This window comes from Acinetobacter sp. ANC 4973 (assembly GCF_002135275.1).
Lineage (GTDB): Bacteria > Pseudomonadota > Gammaproteobacteria > Pseudomonadales > Moraxellaceae > Acinetobacter > Acinetobacter kyonggiensis.
The window spans coordinates 40,679-59,111 of the sequence record NZ_NEGM01000007.1; the positions used below are offsets into that span (position 1 = coordinate 40,679).

Genomic DNA, 18,433 nt, shown 5'->3' on the forward strand with positions numbered 1-18,433 from the left:
ATGAGCGTATCGGAAATTAGACCGATTGCCATTGAGGATGAACTTAAAAGCTCATATCTCGATTATGCCATGAGTGTTATTGTATCTCGTGCATTACCAGACGTGAGAGACGGTTTAAAGCCTGTTCATCGTCGTGTGCTGTTCGCTATGCACGAATTGGGCAATGACTACAACAAAGCCTATAAAAAATCTGCGCGTGTAGTCGGTGACGTGATCGGTAAATATCACCCACATGGTGATTCTGCTGTTTATGAAACCATTGTACGTATGGCTCAAGATTTTAGCTTGCGTTATCAATTGGTCGATGGTCAAGGTAACTTTGGTTCTGTCGACGGTGATAGTGCAGCAGCAATGCGTTATACCGAAGTCCGTATGCGTAAATTGACTCATGAAATGTTGGCTGATTTAGAAAAAGATACAGTCGAATGGGAAGATAACTACGACGGTTCTGAGCGTATACCGCAAGTCATGCCGACCCGTATTCCAAATTTATTGATCAATGGCGTAACGGGTATTGCTGTGGGTATGGCGACCAATATGGCGCCGCACAACATGACCGAAGTGGTCAATGCTTGCTTGGCTTATGCAGATAATCCAAATATCAGCATTGAAGGGTTAATGCAGTATATCTCAGGGCCTGACTTCCCTACAGGCGGTATCATTTACGGTAAATCCGGTATTGTGGATGCCTATCGTACGGGTAAAGGCCGTTTACATATTCGTGGTAAGTATCACTTCGAAGAAGATCCGAAGAATGGTCGTACCACCATTGTATTCACTGAAATTCCGTATCAAGTCAATAAAGCAAGAACCATTGAGCGTATTGCTGAATTGGTCAAAGAGAAAAAACTTGAAGGTATTTCAGAACTACGTGATGAGTCTGATAAAGACGGCATGCGTATTGCAATTGACTTAAAGCGTGGCGAAAACGCAGAAGTCATTGTTAATAACCTGTTCCAAAATACTCAGCTTGAAAATTCGTTCAGTATCAACATGGTTTGCCTAGACAATGGTCAGCCGAAGTTGATGAATTTAAAAGATATCATCGCGGCATTTATTCGTCACCGTCAAGAAGTAGTGACCCGTCGTACCATGTTTGAACTGCGTAAAGCGCGTGAACGTGGTCATATCTTGGAAGGCTTAACAGTTGCTTTAGCCAATATCGATGCGATTATTGAAACCATTAAAAGTTCTGCTAACCCAGCTGAAGCGCGTGAGCGTTTACAAGTAGGCGAGTGGGCTGCGGGTGGCGTGGTTGCATTACTGGAAAAAGCAGGTTCAGTTTCTGTACGTCCAGAAATTATTGATGGTGAAGATCTGTCTAAACCTTATGGTTTTGATGGTGGTATTTACCGTCTTTCACCTGCGCAAGTGGGTGCAATTTTAGAATTACGTTTACACCGTTTAACGGGTCTTGAACAAGACAAGTTACACGCAGAATATTCTGAAATTTTGGGTCAAATTGCTGAACTCACTGCCATTTTAAATGACTTTAATTTGTTGATGAATGTGATTCGTGAAGAACTCGCATTGATTTTGCAACAATATGGCGATGCACGTAAAACTGCGATTGTTGAGTCACGCATTGATTTCTCACGTGAAGATTTAATTCCTGAAGAACAAATGGTACTGACCGTTTCGAAAACAGGTTATGCAAAAACACAACCATTATCTGACTATGCTGCGCAGCGTCGTGGTGGTCGTGGTAAGTCTGCAACATCCATGAAAGCAGATGATTACATTCAACATCTGATTGTGACATCGAATCATGCAACGGTTCTTTGCTTTACCAATGTCGGTAAAGTGTACCGTTTGAAAGTCTATGACGTGCCACAAGCATCACGTGGTGCAAAAGGTCGCCCAATGGTGAACTTGTTGCCATTGGATGCCAATGAGACCATTACAGCAATTTTGCCTGTGATTGATGCACCGAAGAAATTTAAAGATCGTTTGGTTGCGTTCCAAGTATTTGTAAAAGCCAATAAAGCTAAACTGCAAGAAAATGAAGTGATTAATGGTCATTTTGTTGAACTTGAAGCTGCTTTAGCTGAACTTGAAGATGGTGCAGATGATTTATCTGATGCTTTACGTGTTCAATTAAAACAATTAGGGGTAGAACTTTCTACCACTGATTTAGATGATGAAATTATTGCTGACTTTGCACAGCAAGCTGAAGCTGTTCGTAAAAACTTTTATGTGTTTATGGCGACTGAGTTCGGTACGATTAAACGCGTTGAGCTTGAACAATTTAGTAATGTTCGTTCAAATGGTTTACGTGCGATTGAGTTAAATGAAGAAGATACCTTAATTGGTGTCGCGATTACCGATGGTGAACAGCAGATTATGTTGTTCTCCAATGAAGGTAAGGCGATTCGTTTTGCTGAAACTGATGTACGTTCAATGGGTCGTTCTGCTAAAGGTGTACGCGGTATGCGTGTCACGATTGGTGCAGCACAAGTTGAAGATACCGAAGATACTGATGTAGAGTCTGATGATGAAGATGGCTCGGATTCAGTTTTAGTCAGTCGTATTGTATCGTTGGTCGTAGTACCTGAAACAGGTGAAGTACTGTGTGCTTCTGCATATGGTTACGGTAAACGTACACCAGTCGGTGATTTCCCAACCAAAAAACGTGGTGGTAAGGGTGTTATTGCACTTAAGACTTCAGAACGTAATGGCGAGCTTGTCGGTGCGGTTGCGATTGATGCATCTAAAGAGTTGATGTTGATTTCTGATGGCGGTACTTTAGTGCGTACTCGTGCTTCTGAAGTTGCACAAACTGGTCGTAATGCGCAAGGTGTTCGTTTGATCCGTTTAGGTCAAGATGAAGTGCTTGTGGGTGTTGTTGCTGTCGAAGCAGTTGAAGAAGAAGAATTTGTAGCAGCGGTTGAAGATGAAGCAGTAACGACTTCTGAAGCTTTGATTGATTCTGAAATTCTAATTGATGACGAAATGATTGCTGATGAAACTGGCAATGAATCAGATTTAAATGAATCTGAAGAAGAGTAAGTTTTGACGGTGATAAAAAGGACGCGTAAGCGTCCTTTTTTTATGAATCATTTCCTTTACGTTTGAGATATCGTGATTTTGCGACTTTCTCTTTATATTCTTTGAGAAGTTTTGGATTATCAGCGATAAGTTCATCCATTTTATTCTTGCCGCCACGATACTCAGGATATTGTTTACGTAAATCTTTAACTCTTACGCGTTTCTCCCCATTACTTTTTAGTGAGTAAATAAAAGAAGCGGAGGGATATTTTTTTATTGCTTCCTGTTTATATAAGGGAGTAGCAATATTCGTAAAAAGATAATTAGAATTATAACTGATCATTTTATCTAGAATCTGTAAGGGAATGAGTATTACAGGACCTACGATTTTATCTTTACCCCAAGGTACATGAGGTAAATCTAATTTAATTTTTTTCCATTTCTTATCAATTAAACAAAAATAGCCAAAGGATTTTTGAGTTTCTGAGGTTTGGATACCTAATTTTAGACATTGCTCTTTAGTGTAATCTGCGAAATGCTTTAAACAAATATTGGTTGTAATATCTGAAATAGTATCTGCACCAATATTTTCAGTAACAAGAATAAGCTCTTCGAGATCTTCTAATAGTCCAGATTGAGCAGCTTTAGATGATTTAAGGCAAGTTAAAATTTTATCAACTTTGATGTCCTTAGAGCCTCTACCGTTCACACTATCTTTTGATACTCCTAACCCTGTAAATTTAGGTTCAGGGAAATGAGAACATAATTCAATAGCTTTGTTTTCATCTTTATTTTTAAGTGCTTCCATTAATTCAGTCATAAAAACCTTTTGGGTTTCTAGTGCTGTTTGGACATATTTATTCGGAGACCAAGTTAAGTAATAACTATCAATATAAAAAGGAGTATCCTTTTCAAGTATTGGATTAAAAAAGTCAATGTCTACAGAACCAATAGGGATATTGAAATTTTCAAGAAATGTTGTCATTAGTAATATACTCTTAAATTAAATAAATCTGATTAAAATACCATCAAATGTAATTAATTAAGAGAGTATGTTTTATGAACATGTCATTTTGTGCTGCTTAATTTTTTTTATTTTGTTAATAAAAAAGGAAGCCGAAGCTTCCTTTTTTAATTTCATGAATTACGCAGCATCCTGCATTTTAATCTCATGATTTTTTTGCATTACAACAGCATAATTCTTTTGTTTTTCAGTATCGAATTGGCCTTCCCATTTACTAATTACAAGAACAGCCAACGAGTTACCAATGACATTCAATGCAGTACGTGCCATATCTAAAATACGGTCAATACCTGCAATAAATGCAAGACCTTCAAGCGGAATACCGACACTACCCAATGTTGCTAACAACACCACAAAAGACACGCCCGGAACACCAGCAATACCTTTAGAAGTAATCATTAAAGTTAATACTAAAATAATTTGTTGGGTCAGACTTAAATCAATACCATAAAGCTGCGCAATAAAAATAGCGGCAATACTTTGATAAAGCGTAGAGCCATCTAAGTTAAATGAATAACCAATTGGAATGACAAAACTGGTAATGGATTTTGGTGCGCCATAGGCTTCCATCTTTTCCATAATACGCGGTAAAACCGTTTCTGAACTCGCAGTTGAATACGCCAGAATTAGTTCATCTTTTAGAATTTTAATAAGTGCCCAGATGCTGAAACCACAGAATTTAGCAACTGCACCCAAAATGATAAAGGTGAAGAAGAAAATAGCGCCATAGACTAAAAGTGCCAACTTCACTAATGGAAGTAGAGAACTAAAGCCAAAGTTTGCAACTGTTGCCGCAATCAGACCAAATACACCGAAAGGTGCAAAGAGCATGATCATATGCGTCACTTTGAACATGGTTTCAGAAACTGCCTGTAACACATTAATTAAAGGCTGTTTGGTTTCTTTAGCTAACGATCCTAAACCAACACCAAAGATCACTGAGAAGAAGATGATCGGCAACATGTGCCCATCGGTCAGTGCTCCAAAAATATTGGAAGGAATTAAAGATAAAATGGTATTAACCAGACCGTGAGCATGGCTACTCACTTCCTGTGTTGTTGCTTGGTATTTAGAGATATCGGTTTGCGTTAAACTCGACATATCAATGCCAGCACCTGGCTGGAATACATTGGCAGCAACAAGACCAACAATAATGGCAATGGTTGTAATGACTTCAAAATAAACAATGGTTTTGAAACCAAGTTTACCTAAATTTTGACCGTGACTTGTATTGGCAATACCTAAAATCAGCATTGAAACAACAAGTGGAATAACGATCATCTTAATTAAATTAATAAAAATTGCACCCAATGGGCTAAGTAAATTATTAATTAAAACTTCACGGTATTCGGGAGAGTAGTGTAAAAAAGAGCCTACAAGCACACCTAAAATGAGTGCAATTACGATTTGCCATGCAAGGCTAATCTTAATTTTCTTCATGTTAATCCCTTAAAATCAGATATTTAGTGAAAAAAAGCTGCAATAAAACTGTCGACTTCATAACGACATGTTAATGGGAGCATGGGAGTGAATAATAGATATATTCTGGGAGTACGGAAAAAACGCTATTCTGCATTGATAAATGCATAGAATCTAACGTTTTCTATGCAATACTTGTTCAATTGATCAAAAATATTCCAGTTTTTGTTGGATATCCGATCTATTTGTTAAGTTTTATTTATTAATATTATGATGTCTCTCATTAGAACATTATTTTTTATTGTTTTGTGTCAATCGGAAATATCCTAAAACCAATAATATAGCTCCAACAGTTGCCAAATAAATCATTTTTGGAATGACCAGATCCGTTGGTACACCCATTTGATTGAGTTGAATAAACATTTGAATGCCTTGGGTAGATGGCAGTGCGTTGCCTAGGTATTGCATCCATTCAGGCATGGCTGCATGTGGCCATGCTGTGCCTGAGAGTAAAAATAGCGGAATGGAGGTAAACACAATGACGTGTCCTGCGCGTTCTGGCATATCAAAAAATGAAGCAATAACCATTGTTAGCCCAATCACGCAACTGATAAAGATCGGCACCGCCAAAAGCATGCCCCAAAAATTTCCACCATGTGGATAATCATAAAGCCAGAAAGTAAAACCGAATAAATAAAAACAGCCTAAGCAACCAATGGTTAAAATGGCGCAGAATAGTCCGAAAAATTCAGTTTTTTTAGGTTGCCACTTGGATTGCCTATAGCCTGCAATGAGCATACTTAAGCCTAAAACAATGGTTTGATGAATAATTAACGGGGCAATTGCAGGGAAAACATAACTGCCATAACCAGATAGCGTATTAAATAAAGGGACTTGATGAATCGAAAGTGCAGGGCTGAAATGTGAAATATGGCCAAATTTTTCGGTCTGTTCAGCAATTGCTTGTTCAATTGCGCTGGCTATGCCCAAGCCAATTTGTTTGGTCTTGAGAAAATAAGCAGCACTTAAATATAAGCCAACACCACCAACCTCACCACGATGAACACTATTGGATAAATTGTCAGGCAATAATAAAATACCGTCAGCTTGCTGGGTTTTGATCATCATTTGCGCTTCAGCAAAATTGCCTGTGACAGCTTTAATTTTTACATTTGGGCTTTTTGAAACCTCAGTAATAATGTTGGAAGTCAGCATACTTTGTTCTTCATCCACAATCACAATAGGCAAAGATTCTGCATGCTGGGCTTTATAGGCAGTAGGATAGAAAAAACTATATAAAAATACTGATAAAACCAAGGTGGTAAAGATTGAGCTATTACGGGCAATATCTTTAAAAGTTTTGAAGTAAAAATGAAGGAATTCTTTCATGCTATTTTTCATGATTGAACTCCCTTTACATACTTTCTAAGAAAGAAATACGCTGTTGCAAAATAAAATAGACAGTAGAATGCCAAAACTGCAAGGGGTAAAAGTGACGCGGAGATTGGGCTACCGATTACCCATTGTTCAGTCTGCAATTTTGCATATGGCGTATAAGGAAGAATATTGGCCCAAAATTGCGTAAACAGAGGGGCATTATTTAAAGGTAAAGTGACCCCAGCAAAACTTAAAGAGGAGCCACCATAAACGGCAATAAAACCGTACGATTTAGCTAAGTCGCGAGTTGCCAATACAACAGTGCTGCTAATCAAGGCATAAGCACTGTAAAAGAAAAATTGTCCGATTAAGATCATCCATAGATTGCCTGCAACAAACCAGCCACGAATTTCAATGAGCCAGAACATCCAAGCCCATGTCCATGCAGTAAAAATCAAAACATAAACTAAAACTTTAGACAATAAGGCACTAAAAATACTGTGCTGATTTAACCATTGTCCCGTGGTGTTAAATTTCAGCTCTTGTCCTACTGCAAAGGCCACACAACAGCACAATAATAAATGCAGAATTGCAGGAATCATAAAGGGTTCTAAGTAAAACTCATAACTTAAACTTGGATTATATAAAGGCGAGATTTTGACATTCGGCGTTGGAATATCCAAATACGGAATGCTATTGGCTAAATAGTTTTGCCGAGTGAAATCAATGGTCGCTTCTAGGGTACTCAATAACATTGCAGATGAAATCGCATTGCCCACACTAAAATAACTTTGGTTAAAAGCAATGCTGATTTCGGCATCTTGAGCTTGAACCAGTCTCTGTTCCGCACCGGCAGGAATAGAAATATAGCCCCAAATTTGAGTCTGATTTAGCAGTTTTTCTACTTCATCGGGGTTTTGTGAAATTAGTGCAATTTTTAAAGCTGAATTATGACTGACATATTTTTCAATATTTCGACTCAGTTCGCTTTGGTCTTGGTCAATAATGGCAATCGGCAAATGTTCAGGCTTGCCCTGATAGAACATGCTGGAAAACAACACAATAATAAATAAAGGGGTAAGTGTGACTAAGCACAAGTCCCATTTATGTGTCAGTAAATAGCGCAGTTCGCGCAGCATGCCCGACCACATTATTGAGTCTCTTTAATTTTAAATAGAACGCTCATACCGACTTTTAAATCTGTGATTGGCTGCACAGGTGCCAAATGAATTTTAAAGCTACGAATATCGTAACCGCCAGTTTGGCGCGTGGTTTTAATGGTGGCAAATTCACCTTCGGCCTCAATATTCTTAATTTTAAAAGTCGCAGTTTGGTTCAGTGCAGGAATAAATCCGTCTATGCTTTTGGTTTTATAAATTTGTGCATATAGGTCTTCACGTACATTTACGCTCACCCATAAATCATCATCTTGAATAATACTAACCAAAGGCACCCCCATAGCCACTAGTTCCGAGACTTTGCCATAGGTTTTGGAGACTGTGCCGTCGATAGGAGAGCGCAGTTTGGTTTCCGCTGCTAAAGCATTTGCTTCGGCTACCGCTGCCTGAGCAATTTGAACTTGCGCATCGGCAGAAGATATCTGTTGTGGTGTGCTACCACGTTTGGCACGTGCATATTGTTGATAAGCTGCTTCCGTGAGTTGACTTGCAGATAATGCTGCGGCTTGCATTTCATCGCGTCGTTGGCGGGAAATCACGCCTTCTTTAAACAAGTTTGCACCACGTTGATAAGTGGTTTGAGCTAAGGCTTGTTGTGCTTTTAAACTTTGCCAATTGGCATAGAGCGTATCAATATTTTCCTGTTGTGAGCCTCGTTCAGCAGTCGATTGCAGTGCTAGGGCGGATTGTAAAACGCCTAAAGCTTGCTGTTTTTTTGCATCTACCTCAGGGCTAAATAAACGTATCAATTCCTGATCTTTGCTGACCTTTTGTCCATCATGCACATAAATTTCTTCAATACGACTGGGCACTTTAGTACTGACATGAATCGTGTCGGCTTCAACTCGCCCTTGTAATTCAATTTCTTTGGGTTGATAGCTTTTCCATAAACCAAACGCAATTAAGCCTAAAAGTAAAATAAGCAGCATTAAACCAATTGCCTTTATAACTGCTGATTTTTTCGGTTCGCTGTTTGAATCTGTTGCTATTTGAGTTTGAGTCTTTTGCTGATTTTGGGCTTCCGTTTCTGCATCTGTTTGTTGTTCAATGGGTATTTCTTGCGTCTCTGTTTTGCTATTTTGAGCTGATAGATCTGTAGAGTTTCCTTCCGATGAGGTGTTTTCTACATCTTGATCAGACTTGCTTTGATCTTGATTCATTTTATTCCCCATCAAAAATTAACGAAGGTGGTAAGTTTGAGTTTGATTGATATAACTTTGAAATTGGTCAATCGAGCCGTGACTTTGCAATAATGTTGCCAATGACATGACATATTTATAAGCATTCAATGCCATTTCACTTTTTAAGCCCGTTAAGGCATTTTGTGCATCAATCACTTGTGTGGCTGTGCCCATATCTTCTTTAAAAGACAGCGTTTGAATACGTAGGTTCTCTTGAGCCGCTTGCATATTTTGTTGTAATAGTTGATGACTTTGTTGTGCCGTCGTCACTTCACTATAGGACTTGTAAATAATATTCTCAATTTCCTGTTTGGTACGTTCTGTGATTAATTCAGAGGCATAGCGTTGTAATTCAGCGGCTTGAATATTTTTGTTTTTATCGACCCCTGAAAATAAATTATAGCGAGCGACCACACCGACAATCCAGTTTTGCTTGTCATCTAGACTGTATTCGCCAAAGGCAAAAAGATTGGGTTTTTTTGCCGCATTTTGCACTTTTACATTGGCATTGGCCAGTTGCGTATCCATTTGCATTTTACGAATGAGAGAGGATTGATCTTGATAGGTTTTAAGTAATCCATTCAAAGATTGGCTTTGCGCAGAATTGACAAATAACGGTGTGCTGAGTTCAGTAATTTGGCTGCTTTGTAAAAGATTATTCAGTTGAAATAAGCTCGATTTGAGATTGGCTTCAGTATTTTGCTCTAGACGCTGCGCATTATTTTTTGCCACTTCAAATTGCATCCGTTGCCCTTTGCTAATAAAGCCCTGATTTTCCAGTTTACGTGCATTGTTATAATGCGTTTGCATGGCATTTAAATTGGAATGACTTGAGCTTAATAATTGCTTTTGCAGTTGCACATTAAAATAGGCTTGAATCAGTTCAAAGCGTTGTACATCTTGTTGTTGCTTACTGCTGAGTTGACTACGTTCAGCCTTAATATTCGCCACTTCTTTGGCGCTAGAAGTTAAACCACCCGTATATAAAGGCATCAGTATTGACACCGTTGGACGCACAACTTGATCTTCTAAAATCACATTGGCAGAATCTGGAAATAGACCAACACCACTATGAATGGCTTGATTAACACCTTCTTTTAAAGGATCAGAAATATTAGGTGGCAGGTTTTCTTGATTAATACGGTCATTAATCCCTTGAGACAGGGTTTGTTCTAAATTGTTTTTAAATGAATTTAAAGGAATATCGACTTCATTATGAAAGGCATAAGCCCTGACATTTAAGTCGACACGTGATAGACCTAAACCTTTGACTGCTTCTGCTTCTAATTTTGCCGCCTGTTGTAAGGCTTGATTGGCTTGTGTGCTATATGAATCGGTTAGTACAGATTGTTCCGCTTGTGCATAACTGATGCTTTGAGCAAGACTGATTGAACTTGACAAGATGGAAGACGAAAAAATTAAAATTTGTACAAGAGGTTTTTTAATCAAGATATCTCGCTTAAAACCTAAAAAGGGCGGTGAACGCTGTAACATCGAATAGACTCTCCACATCGTAATTTTAATTATAAAGCATCATTTAATGATGTGTTTTGATATCAGTGACTGCCTTGTGCGAGATGAATCAAGCGTGAAAAACATAAATTTATTGATTATATTGTAGCTAACCTCATACATTTAAATAAATATAAGATGAATTTACAAGTTAAACAGCCGAATAAATTTCCAGATGAATGTACGCTCAATCAAGCCATCGATCTTTTTTATCAGAAGAATGGTTTTGGGCCAATTGTTGGTGATCGTGAACCTTTAACCGTAGGCGTGTATACCGGTTGTTTAATTGTCCCTATGCCCAACATCGGTGTACGCCATAAGTATTTAAAATATCATGATATTCATCATATTTTAACAGGTTATACTGTGGGGCGTATTGGAGAAGGGGAAGTCAGTGCATGGGAGCTTGGAACAGGGTCAATGTTTAGCCACCCTATATTGGGTATCATGAATTTGATAGCACTGTCTACAGGATTTTTTTTAGAGCCTAAACGCATGTTACAAGCGTATAAGTTAGGTTTAAAAAGTTCAAATAACTACGATTTAAAAACTCGAATCTGGCTAGATTTGCATGCTGGCGAAATAACGGTACAAGAGCTGGTACAACTTAAATTGGCACATAAACCCAAGATTTTTTTGCATTGGCTGCGTTGGATTGAATTTGCAGTGTATTTAAGTGCAGCAATTTTAATTCATGCAATTGTGGTTATTCCTGCTTTAATTTTACGCATAGTGAGTTATTTACTTGCTGGCGAGCCATTCATTGAAATTATTAAACCTGCTAAGCGGTCAGATCTTTATTGAATTTTTGACTTTAAATGTCCGACAGCATTGAAATATTTTCAGGATAATTTACTGCAAGCACAGGCTATATGTGGTTAAATGCCATCATTTTATTGTGTTTCACTTTGAAAGGAAAACTCATGCGCGCGTACAATTTCTGTGCTGGTCCTGCTGCATTACCTACTGCCGTTTTAGAAAAAGCTCAAGCTGAAATGCTCGATTGGCATGGCAAAGGTCTTTCGATCATGGAAATGAGTCATCGTAGTGATGACTATGTTGCTGTTGCAGAAAAAGCAGAAGCTGATTTGCGCAAATTGATGAACATTCCAGAGAACTACAAAGTATTGTTCTTACAAGGCGGTGCTTCACTTCAATTCTCTGCAATTCCTTTAAACTTGTTGGGTAAAAATAATAAAGCAGATTATATCCATACGGGTATTTGGTCTGAAAAAGCGCTAAAAGAAGCAAAACGCTATGGCGACATCAACGTCGTGGAAGCGGGCACCACCATTAATGGTAAATTAGCAATTACCGATCAAAGCCAGTGGAATCTATCTGATAATGCCGCTTATGTACATTATGCGGATAATGAAACTATCGGTGGTTTGCAATTTGCAGGTATTCCAGAGGTGAATGCACCTTTAGTGTCAGATTTATCTTCAAGCATTCTTTCAGCACCGCTTGATGTATCTAAATTTGGTTTAATTTATGCGGGTGCTCAAAAAAATATTGGGCCTGCTGGTTTAACTTTAGTCATTATTCGTGAAGACTTACTTGATCAAGCGAAACCTGAAATTCCAAGTATTTTGAAATATTCTGCACAAGCGAAGAATGATTCAATGGTCAATACACCATCGACTTATGCTTGGTACTTATCTGGTCTAGTCTTTGAGTGGTTACTAGAAAATGGCGGTGTGGATGCCATGCATAAAGTAAACCTTGCAAAAGCAAACTTACTTTATGGCTATATTGATGCAAGTGATTTCTATGCCAACCCAATTGCTGTTCCAAACCGTTCAATTATGAATGTGCCGTTTACTTTGGCAAATGCTGATTTAGAGAAATTGTTCTTGAAAGAAGCAGAAGCAAACCATTTGCTTAACTTGGCAGGTCATCGTTCAGTCGGTGGTATGCGTGCCAGCATTTATAATGCTGTGCCTTTAGAAGGCGTTCAAGCATTGGTTAACTTTATGGATGACTTTGCAAAATGCAATGGTTAATACCTGACATGAAAAAGCCCATCAAATGATGGGCTTTTTACTATTTATTGAAATGAGTTTGGTGAAATCAGTTGAGCGAAATAAGATCAGAGAATAAAGTGGTGTAAAATATAGGCAGACATAAACATGCCCAATACAAAAAACAGACATGAAATTGAGTCTAACTGGAAACATTTGCTGAGTTGATGTTCAACGTGTTGTATATTTTCTTCTTGTAAGATTTTCATGGGAAATTCTATTCCGATTTATTTATCGTTAATTCCTATTGATGGCTTGTATTTTTAGCATAAAAAATTGATTAAATAAAGTACTAAATAAAAATATGCAATTAAAATATTTATTCTATAAAAATGTAGCGCTAGGTTAATCGTAGCTTCTAAGCAATGCAGGATTTTTTAAGATAAAAGTTTAAAATTTCGAAGTAAAAATATAATCAGAAAAGGATTTTAAATAGATCACGTTGAATTGAAAACTTTAAGTATTATTCAGTAAGTAGCATCCAGTGCTGTGAATAAATTGAAAGTCTAATATTTACGAAAAGTAAAATAGAGATACAAAAGCAGCTCAATATGAATGTTGATGATCACCATATTGAGCTGCTTTTTATAAATTATTGTTTTTTAGCGTGAATATTGACTTGAATCCATAAGTTGCCACGAATGAATTGACCAATCTGAAAGTCTTTGTACGCTGCATCTTTGCTTGCAATACGAATCAATGTTGCTTCTTGGTCTTCATCGTGAATCAGGGCAACGTCATAAAGCGTATATTCTTGCTCCATAAAGCGCATTGCAGTTTTACCAACAATGTTGCCTTGGAACCAAGCTTCATCTTCCTGACCCATTTTTTCGCCATAAAGATAAGCCACCATTTTTGAAAAATCGACGGTTACAGGTTCTTTATCATCGTCCGATTTGGGTTCCCAAGCGTCAATTTGTTCTTGCAAATTGGCAGGTGCAACACCGTTATTGGCAGCTAAAATATCATTTAAAGCACGGTGGTGTTTAATCGAAGCAGGATCATCAACCACCAATTGTTCATGGTTTGAAACAGCTTCAAGTTCATAAGCCCAAGCATTGAATTGAGCAAGATAGTTTTGATCTTTTTCATACTGCTCATGATTAACGCTATATAAGCTATCAAAAGCATAAACTACGGTATTTGCACCCAAATTAAGCTGTAAGACGGCCTGTGTATTTGATTTACACGTGATAATACGCTCAATCGTGGCATTCACTTTATATGGACTTTCAAAACTTGGAAATGCTGTTTTAACACATTGAGGTTTGTTGTTTTCAACCGCAATTACTTGAGTGATTTTTACAGCGGCTTTGTTTGGTCCTTGAATTAGCCATGTGGCTTCATCCATGTCCGATTCTTCTTTACACAAACCCATCGGCATCACAGGTGCATCTAGTGCTAAGCCAAGCCACTTAGGCACATCTGTACATGGATTATCGGTAAGTAAATTCCAATGTTCGACATGGCTGCCAAAGTTCTGATCTTCAATGGTGATAATTTCTGGTCTATTTTGATTTTTCATATTCACAATTGATGTTGGGTTGTATTTGTATATTAAATCGAGGGTTATTTTTAAATTTCAAGTCATCCAGACTAAATTTAACCATTAAAGTAAGTGAAATAGAGAAAATACCTTGAATTAACCGAACTTAGGTCGCAATCGTTCTGTGCTAAAAAATGCAGCCTCGCTGAATTGAGGTAAAAGAGCTGAATGGATTAAGTGGATTTATCCATCATCTTGTCATACGGAATTTGCTAAACTAAGTGTTCATCTTTTTCTAGTTTTGGATGCTTTGTGCTGCCATTTAAACTTTGGGTCGATGCCGATGCATTGCCTAAAATTCTACGTGAAGTCATTCTTCGTGCTTCAGATCGCTATCAATTAGAAGTTACTTTTGTGGCCAACCAAAATGTCGGGATTACCCCTTCAGTAAGGATTAACTCCATTCAAGTGATGAGTGGGGCAGATGCCGCAGATAAAGAAATCATCGAACGCATGAAAGAGCATGATATTGTGATGACACAAGACATTCCTTTAGCGGCACAGGTGATTGAAAAGGGCGGAATTGCGATTCATCCACGCGGTGAGGTTTATACCACAGCCAATGTCAAAGCCCGTTTGCATTTACGTGATTTTATGGATTCTTTACGTGGGGCAGGTGTAAACACGGGGGGCCCGCCACCAATTTCTGAACGTGATAAACGTGAATTTTCCAGTTCACTCGATCAAACGATCCAAAAACAGAAACGTAAAACTGCACTTTAAGCCGAGCCCATTATGCCATCCAAAGCCAATATCGTGTCAACTTATGCCTTATTGGTGTTTATTTGGGCCACAACGCCATTGGCAATAGTGTGGAGCGTCTCTGATCTACATTTATTTTGGGCTTTGGTGCTGCGGTTTTTTATCGCTTTACCGCTGGCCATTATGTTGTTGCTGATACTCAGAGTTAAATTTCCAACGGATCAAATATCTTGGCATAGTTATTTGGCTGGCTCATTTAGCTTAATGGGTTCTCAGATCTTTACTTATATTGCGACCAGTTATTTAAGTTCTGGGATTATTGCTTTGATGTTTGGTCTCGCCCCAATAATGGCAGGTCTGATTGGATATTTTGGCTTTAAACAGCATTTAAGTCGTTTACAGTGGTTGGGTATGGTGATCGCGGTGGCTGGATTAGCCATCATTTGCTTTGGCGGTGAAAATCAACATATCCATCCGATTGGGATTGGCTTAATGTTGATGAGCGTATTTACCTATGCGTTATCCATTTTCTGGGTCAAAAAAGTCAATGCAAATATTGAGCCTGTGGCTCAAGCAACAGGTTCGATTCTGGTCTCGACCATTGCGGCTATTTGTATTGTGCCCTTTATTTGGCAATATGCACCGACACATATTCCAACTGCGAAGTCGTTATTGGCCCTTATTTATACAGTGGTCATGGCATCACTGATTGCGATGTTCTGTTATTTTAAATTAGTACAAAATATTCAAGCGACGACTTTATCGTTAACCACCGTCATGACCCCAATGATTGCCTTATTGATTGGTGCTGTGCTCAATCATGAAGCATTGTCTGCAATGGTTTTTGTCGGAGCATTCATTTTGCTATTTGGTTTGTTTATTTATTTCTATCGCGACCTTAAGGCGAGTCGAACACTCGCCCATAAGATTAAATCTAATCCTTGAAATTTTTAATCTTTATTTTTACTTATAGAGATACATTCGGCAAGCTTAACGCGATCCTGTGGATGTAAGGTGATGAAATAGGCTCCTGTACGGAATTTGCCATTTTCTTCTGTTCGGCTATAGACCACTTGCGCAGTTGCAGCAATATGAAAGAAATTTTCAGGATGGCTTAAGGTCACATGAATGTAAGTTCCTTCTTGAATGAGACGCTCATTAAAGAAGCTGAATCCTGTTTCTGAAAAATTGACATCTTCTGGTATTGGTAACATGGATTGTACAATTGTGTCGTACAAGGAACCGGTAATAAGGTTTAATTTTTGGTTGAATAAGGATAAGATTCGAGCAATTTGTTGATCTCTTTCAGTTAATTGTTCTAATTCGTAGTTTAAGGCATGATCAAATTGATCTAATTCTGCGAGTAGTAGAAAATAACGTGGCAGCACAAAGTTAGGATCATAAGGGTCATTTAATGCGACATCATCAGAAATAATCTGATAATTAATTCGCAAGGCAGCATCTATACGTGACATCACACGTCGTTCCATGTTGCCACTTTGATGCTGTAAATTTTCCATAATTATTCCTCGGACTAGATGGTATGTTTAAACCAATCTCGCTGTATATAGGGTTGAGATATACCCGCGCACGGCGTAGTAACCACTTTATTTCTTTTATTGCGTTGGTTTCTATGATCGGTCTCACCTTAGGTGTGGCTGTACTCATTACAGTCTTATCTGTTATGAATGGTTTCGACCGAGAGTTGAAAAACCGTGTCTTAGGAATGATACCTCAAGCTACTGTTTCTTCAACGCAAATTTTAACAAATTGGCCAGAACTTGCAAAAAAAATTGAGCAACACGAGCATGTCAAAGGCGTAGCGCCATTTACTCAGTTACAAGGCATGCTGACTGCACAAGGGCAAGTGGCTGGAATTATGGTTTCAGGAATTGAACCTGAATATGAAAAAAAAGTCTCTATTATCCAAGATCATATGGTTGAAGGCAGCATAGACCGTTTGAAAAAAGGTGAATTTGGCATTGTTTTAGGTAAACAAATGACGGATTCGCTTGGTTTGGGGCTTAATGACAATATTACTTTAGTGCTTCCTGAGGCAACGCCATCACCAGCAGGGGTAGTCCCTCGTTTTAAACGCTTTAAAATCGTCGGTATTTTTAGTATTGGTGCAGAAGTGGATTCGATGATGGGCTATATCGCCTTGAACGATGCATCTACATTGCTGCGTTTACCTGATGGTGCCCAAGGTGTTCGTTTAAAACTAGATGATATTTTCCTCGCACCACAAGTTGCCGATGACATTGTTAAAGACTTGCCTTCAAACTTTTATGCATCGAATTGGACTTTTACCCACGGTAATTTGTTTAGTGCCATTCAGATGGAAAAAGCCATGGTGAGCTTACTGCTATTTTTAATTGTTTTGGTTGCGGCATTTAATATTGTGTCATCGTTGGTAATGGTGGTAACGGATAAAAAATCAGATATTGCGATTTTGCGTACACTGGGTGCTTCGCCTTCAACAATTACCCGAATTTTTATGGTGCAAGGCACCATCATTGGTGTGATTGGTACAGTCTCAGGTGCTATTTTAGGGATTATTTTTGCCTCAAGCATTAGTAGTTTTATTGGTTGGATCAATACCGCATTTGGTCTGAATTTATTTGATGCCTATTTCATTAACTACTTACCGTCTTATTTACGTTGGCAAGATGTGGTGGTCATTGTTTGCTTATCTCTACTTTTAAGCTTTCTTGCGACAATTTATCCAGCATTCCGTGCTGCCAAAACTCAACCCGCAGAGGCTTTACGTTATGAGTAATATTGTCCTCGAAGCCAAAAACATTTCCAAAAGTTTTACTGATGGTAAAACAACAGTAGAAGTGATTAAGAACTTGTCCTTGCAAGTCAAAGCAGGGGAGTTTGTTTCGATTGTGGGTTCAAGTGGTTCAGGTAAAAGTACCTTGTTGCATGTGTTGGGTGGCTTAGATTGTCCAACAGAAGGACAAGTCTTTTTAAATGACAAGCGCTTTGATATTTTGGGTGAAGCTGAACGTGGTTATTTGCGTAATCAGCATTTGGGTTTTGTCTATCAATTCCACCATCTTTTGCCTGAATTCAGTGCTTTAGAAAATGTGGCGATGCCATTGATGTTACGTGCAGGCACCAACTACAAACAATCTAAAGAACAAGCTGAATACTTGCTGAATCGCGTAGGGTTGTCGCACCGCATGACGCATAAGCCTGGTGAATTATCTGGTGGCGAGCGTCAGCGTGTGGCTTTAGCCCGTGCCTTGGTGACTAAACCTGAACTGATGTTAGCTGATGAGCCGACGGGTAACTTAGATCGTAAAACGGCAGTGAAAATTTTTGAGCTGCTCAGTGAGTTACGTCGTGAGTTCAATATGGCCATGTTGATTGTGACGCACGATGAACAATTGGCCCAAGCGGGTGATTCTATTTTGCATATGCAAGATGGGGTTTGGATTAACGATTAGACACTGATCGATAAATTAAAAAAATGATTG

General features: G+C 38.4%; 15 protein-coding genes. 7 read left to right on the forward strand and 8 right to left on the reverse strand.

Going from position 1 to position 18,433, the window contains the following annotated elements:
* On the forward strand, positions 1–3,009 hold the full coding sequence (gene gyrA / locus B9T30_RS10390) for a DNA gyrase subunit A (RefSeq protein WP_086184917.1): 3,009 nt from the start codon (positions 1–3) through the stop codon (positions 3,007–3,009).
* 40 nt (positions 3,010–3,049) lie between these two features.
* On the opposite strand, the gene B9T30_RS10395 is transcribed toward gyrA, so the two are convergent.
* The 6 genes from B9T30_RS10395 to B9T30_RS10420 form a co-directional block, all read right to left on the reverse strand.
* Positions 3,050–3,973 (reverse strand): hypothetical protein, encoded by a 924-nt coding sequence (locus B9T30_RS10395; protein WP_086184918.1) that lies wholly within the window; start codon positions 3,971–3,973, stop codon positions 3,050–3,052.
* Between the two features lie 159 nt (positions 3,974–4,132).
* Positions 4,133–5,452, reverse strand: a complete 1,320-nt coding sequence (gene gltP / locus B9T30_RS10400) for a glutamate/aspartate:proton symporter GltP (protein WP_086184919.1) — start codon at positions 5,450–5,452, stop codon at positions 4,133–4,135.
* Between the two features lie 270 nt (positions 5,453–5,722).
* Positions 5,723–6,820: an ABC transporter permease gene (locus tag B9T30_RS10405; RefSeq protein WP_086185015.1), complete on the reverse strand. Its 1,098-nt coding sequence runs from the start codon at positions 6,818–6,820 to the stop codon at positions 5,723–5,725.
* A gap of 8 nt (positions 6,821–6,828) precedes the next feature.
* Positions 6,829–7,959, reverse strand: a complete 1,131-nt coding sequence (locus B9T30_RS10410; RefSeq protein ID WP_086184920.1) for an ABC transporter permease — start codon at positions 7,957–7,959, stop codon at positions 6,829–6,831.
* Positions 7,959–9,146, reverse strand: coding sequence for an HlyD family secretion protein (locus tag B9T30_RS10415; protein ID WP_205666511.1), 1,188 nt, complete (start codon positions 9,144–9,146; stop codon positions 7,959–7,961). The genes B9T30_RS10410 and B9T30_RS10415 overlap by 1 nt, the downstream gene beginning before the upstream one ends.
* An 18-nt stretch (positions 9,147–9,164) precedes the next feature.
* Positions 9,165–10,661: a TolC family protein gene (locus B9T30_RS10420; protein ID WP_227518967.1), complete on the reverse strand. Its 1,497-nt coding sequence runs from the start codon at positions 10,659–10,661 to the stop codon at positions 9,165–9,167.
* A gap of 156 nt (positions 10,662–10,817) precedes the next feature.
* On the opposite strand from B9T30_RS10420, the gene B9T30_RS10425 reads away from it, so the two are divergent.
* Together B9T30_RS10425 and serC are read left to right on the forward strand one after the other, a co-directional pair.
* Positions 10,818–11,483, forward strand: coding sequence for a hypothetical protein (locus tag B9T30_RS10425; protein ID WP_086184921.1), 666 nt, complete (start codon positions 10,818–10,820; stop codon positions 11,481–11,483).
* 119 nt (positions 11,484–11,602) lie between these two features.
* A complete protein-coding gene (gene serC / locus B9T30_RS10430) occupies positions 11,603–12,682 on the forward strand; it encodes a 3-phosphoserine/phosphohydroxythreonine transaminase (RefSeq protein WP_086185018.1) in 1,080 nt (359 codons plus the stop codon).
* Positions 12,683–13,292: 610 nt separating this feature from the next.
* Here the strand turns inward: serC and B9T30_RS10435 are convergent.
* On the reverse strand, positions 13,293–14,225 hold the full coding sequence (locus B9T30_RS10435) for a hypothetical protein (RefSeq protein WP_086184922.1): 933 nt from the start codon (positions 14,223–14,225) through the stop codon (positions 13,293–13,295).
* A 273-nt stretch (positions 14,226–14,498) separates the two neighbouring features.
* Here B9T30_RS10435 and B9T30_RS10440 point away from each other — a divergent pair, with 273 nt between their 5' ends.
* Positions 14,499–14,969, forward strand: a complete 471-nt coding sequence (locus B9T30_RS10440) for a YaiI/YqxD family protein (RefSeq protein WP_004648315.1) — start codon at positions 14,499–14,501, stop codon at positions 14,967–14,969.
* 12 nt (positions 14,970–14,981) lie between these two features.
* Positions 14,982–15,893 (forward strand): DMT family transporter, encoded by a 912-nt coding sequence (locus B9T30_RS10445; protein WP_086184923.1) that lies wholly within the window; start codon positions 14,982–14,984, stop codon positions 15,891–15,893.
* Positions 15,894–15,898: 5 nt separating this feature from the next.
* Here B9T30_RS10445 and B9T30_RS10450 read toward each other — a convergent pair whose 3' ends face one another.
* A complete protein-coding gene (locus B9T30_RS10450) occupies positions 15,899–16,468 on the reverse strand; it encodes a PilZ domain-containing protein (RefSeq protein ID WP_086184924.1) in 570 nt (189 codons plus the stop codon).
* A 23-nt stretch (positions 16,469–16,491) separates the two neighbouring features.
* Between B9T30_RS10450 and B9T30_RS10455 the strand changes: the two genes are divergently transcribed.
* Together B9T30_RS10455 and lolD are read left to right on the forward strand one after the other, a co-directional pair.
* Positions 16,492–17,727 carry a lipoprotein-releasing ABC transporter permease subunit gene (locus B9T30_RS10455; protein WP_074946404.1) on the forward strand — a complete coding sequence of 412 codons (1,236 nt, stop codon included), beginning with the start codon at positions 16,492–16,494 and terminating at the stop codon, positions 17,725–17,727.
* Complete coding sequence (gene lolD, locus B9T30_RS10460; RefSeq protein WP_086184925.1) at positions 17,720–18,403, forward strand: lipoprotein-releasing ABC transporter ATP-binding protein LolD; 684 nt, start codon at positions 17,720–17,722, stop codon at positions 18,401–18,403. The genes B9T30_RS10455 and lolD overlap by 8 nt, the downstream gene beginning before the upstream one ends.
* The last annotated feature ends 30 nt before the right edge of the window (positions 18,404–18,433 follow it).

Excerpts from the sequence above, each read along its gene's own strand:
- gyrA (WP_086184917.1), top strand. The coding sequence starts at position 1 with ATGAGCGTATCGGAAATTAGACCGATTGCCATTGAGGATGAACTTAAA.
- B9T30_RS10395 (WP_086184918.1), bottom strand. The coding sequence starts at position 3,973 with ATGACAACATTTCTTGAAAATTTCAATATCCCTATTGGTTCTGTAGAC.
- gltP (WP_086184919.1), bottom strand. The coding sequence starts at position 5,452 with ATGAAGAAAATTAAGATTAGCCTTGCATGGCAAATCGTAATTGCACTC.
- B9T30_RS10405 (WP_086185015.1), bottom strand. The coding sequence starts at position 6,820 with ATGAAAGAATTCCTTCATTTTTACTTCAAAACTTTTAAAGATATTGCC.
- B9T30_RS10410 (WP_086184920.1), bottom strand. The coding sequence starts at position 7,959 with ATGTGGTCGGGCATGCTGCGCGAACTGCGCTATTTACTGACACATAAA.
- B9T30_RS10415 (WP_205666511.1), bottom strand. The coding sequence starts at position 9,146 with ATGAATCAAGATCAAAGCAAGTCTGATCAAGATGTAGAAAACACCTCA.
- B9T30_RS10420 (WP_227518967.1), bottom strand. The coding sequence starts at position 10,661 with ATGTTACAGCGTTCACCGCCCTTTTTAGGTTTTAAGCGAGATATCTTG.
- B9T30_RS10425 (WP_086184921.1), top strand. The coding sequence starts at position 10,818 with ATGAATTTACAAGTTAAACAGCCGAATAAATTTCCAGATGAATGTACG.
- serC (WP_086185018.1), top strand. The coding sequence starts at position 11,603 with ATGCGCGCGTACAATTTCTGTGCTGGTCCTGCTGCATTACCTACTGCC.
- B9T30_RS10435 (WP_086184922.1), bottom strand. The coding sequence starts at position 14,225 with ATGAAAAATCAAAATAGACCAGAAATTATCACCATTGAAGATCAGAAC.
- B9T30_RS10445 (WP_086184923.1), top strand. The coding sequence starts at position 14,982 with ATGCCATCCAAAGCCAATATCGTGTCAACTTATGCCTTATTGGTGTTT.
- B9T30_RS10450 (WP_086184924.1), bottom strand. The coding sequence starts at position 16,468 with ATGGAAAATTTACAGCATCAAAGTGGCAACATGGAACGACGTGTGATG.
- B9T30_RS10455 (WP_074946404.1), top strand. The coding sequence starts at position 16,492 with ATGTTTAAACCAATCTCGCTGTATATAGGGTTGAGATATACCCGCGCA.
- lolD (WP_086184925.1), top strand. The coding sequence starts at position 17,720 with ATGAGTAATATTGTCCTCGAAGCCAAAAACATTTCCAAAAGTTTTACT.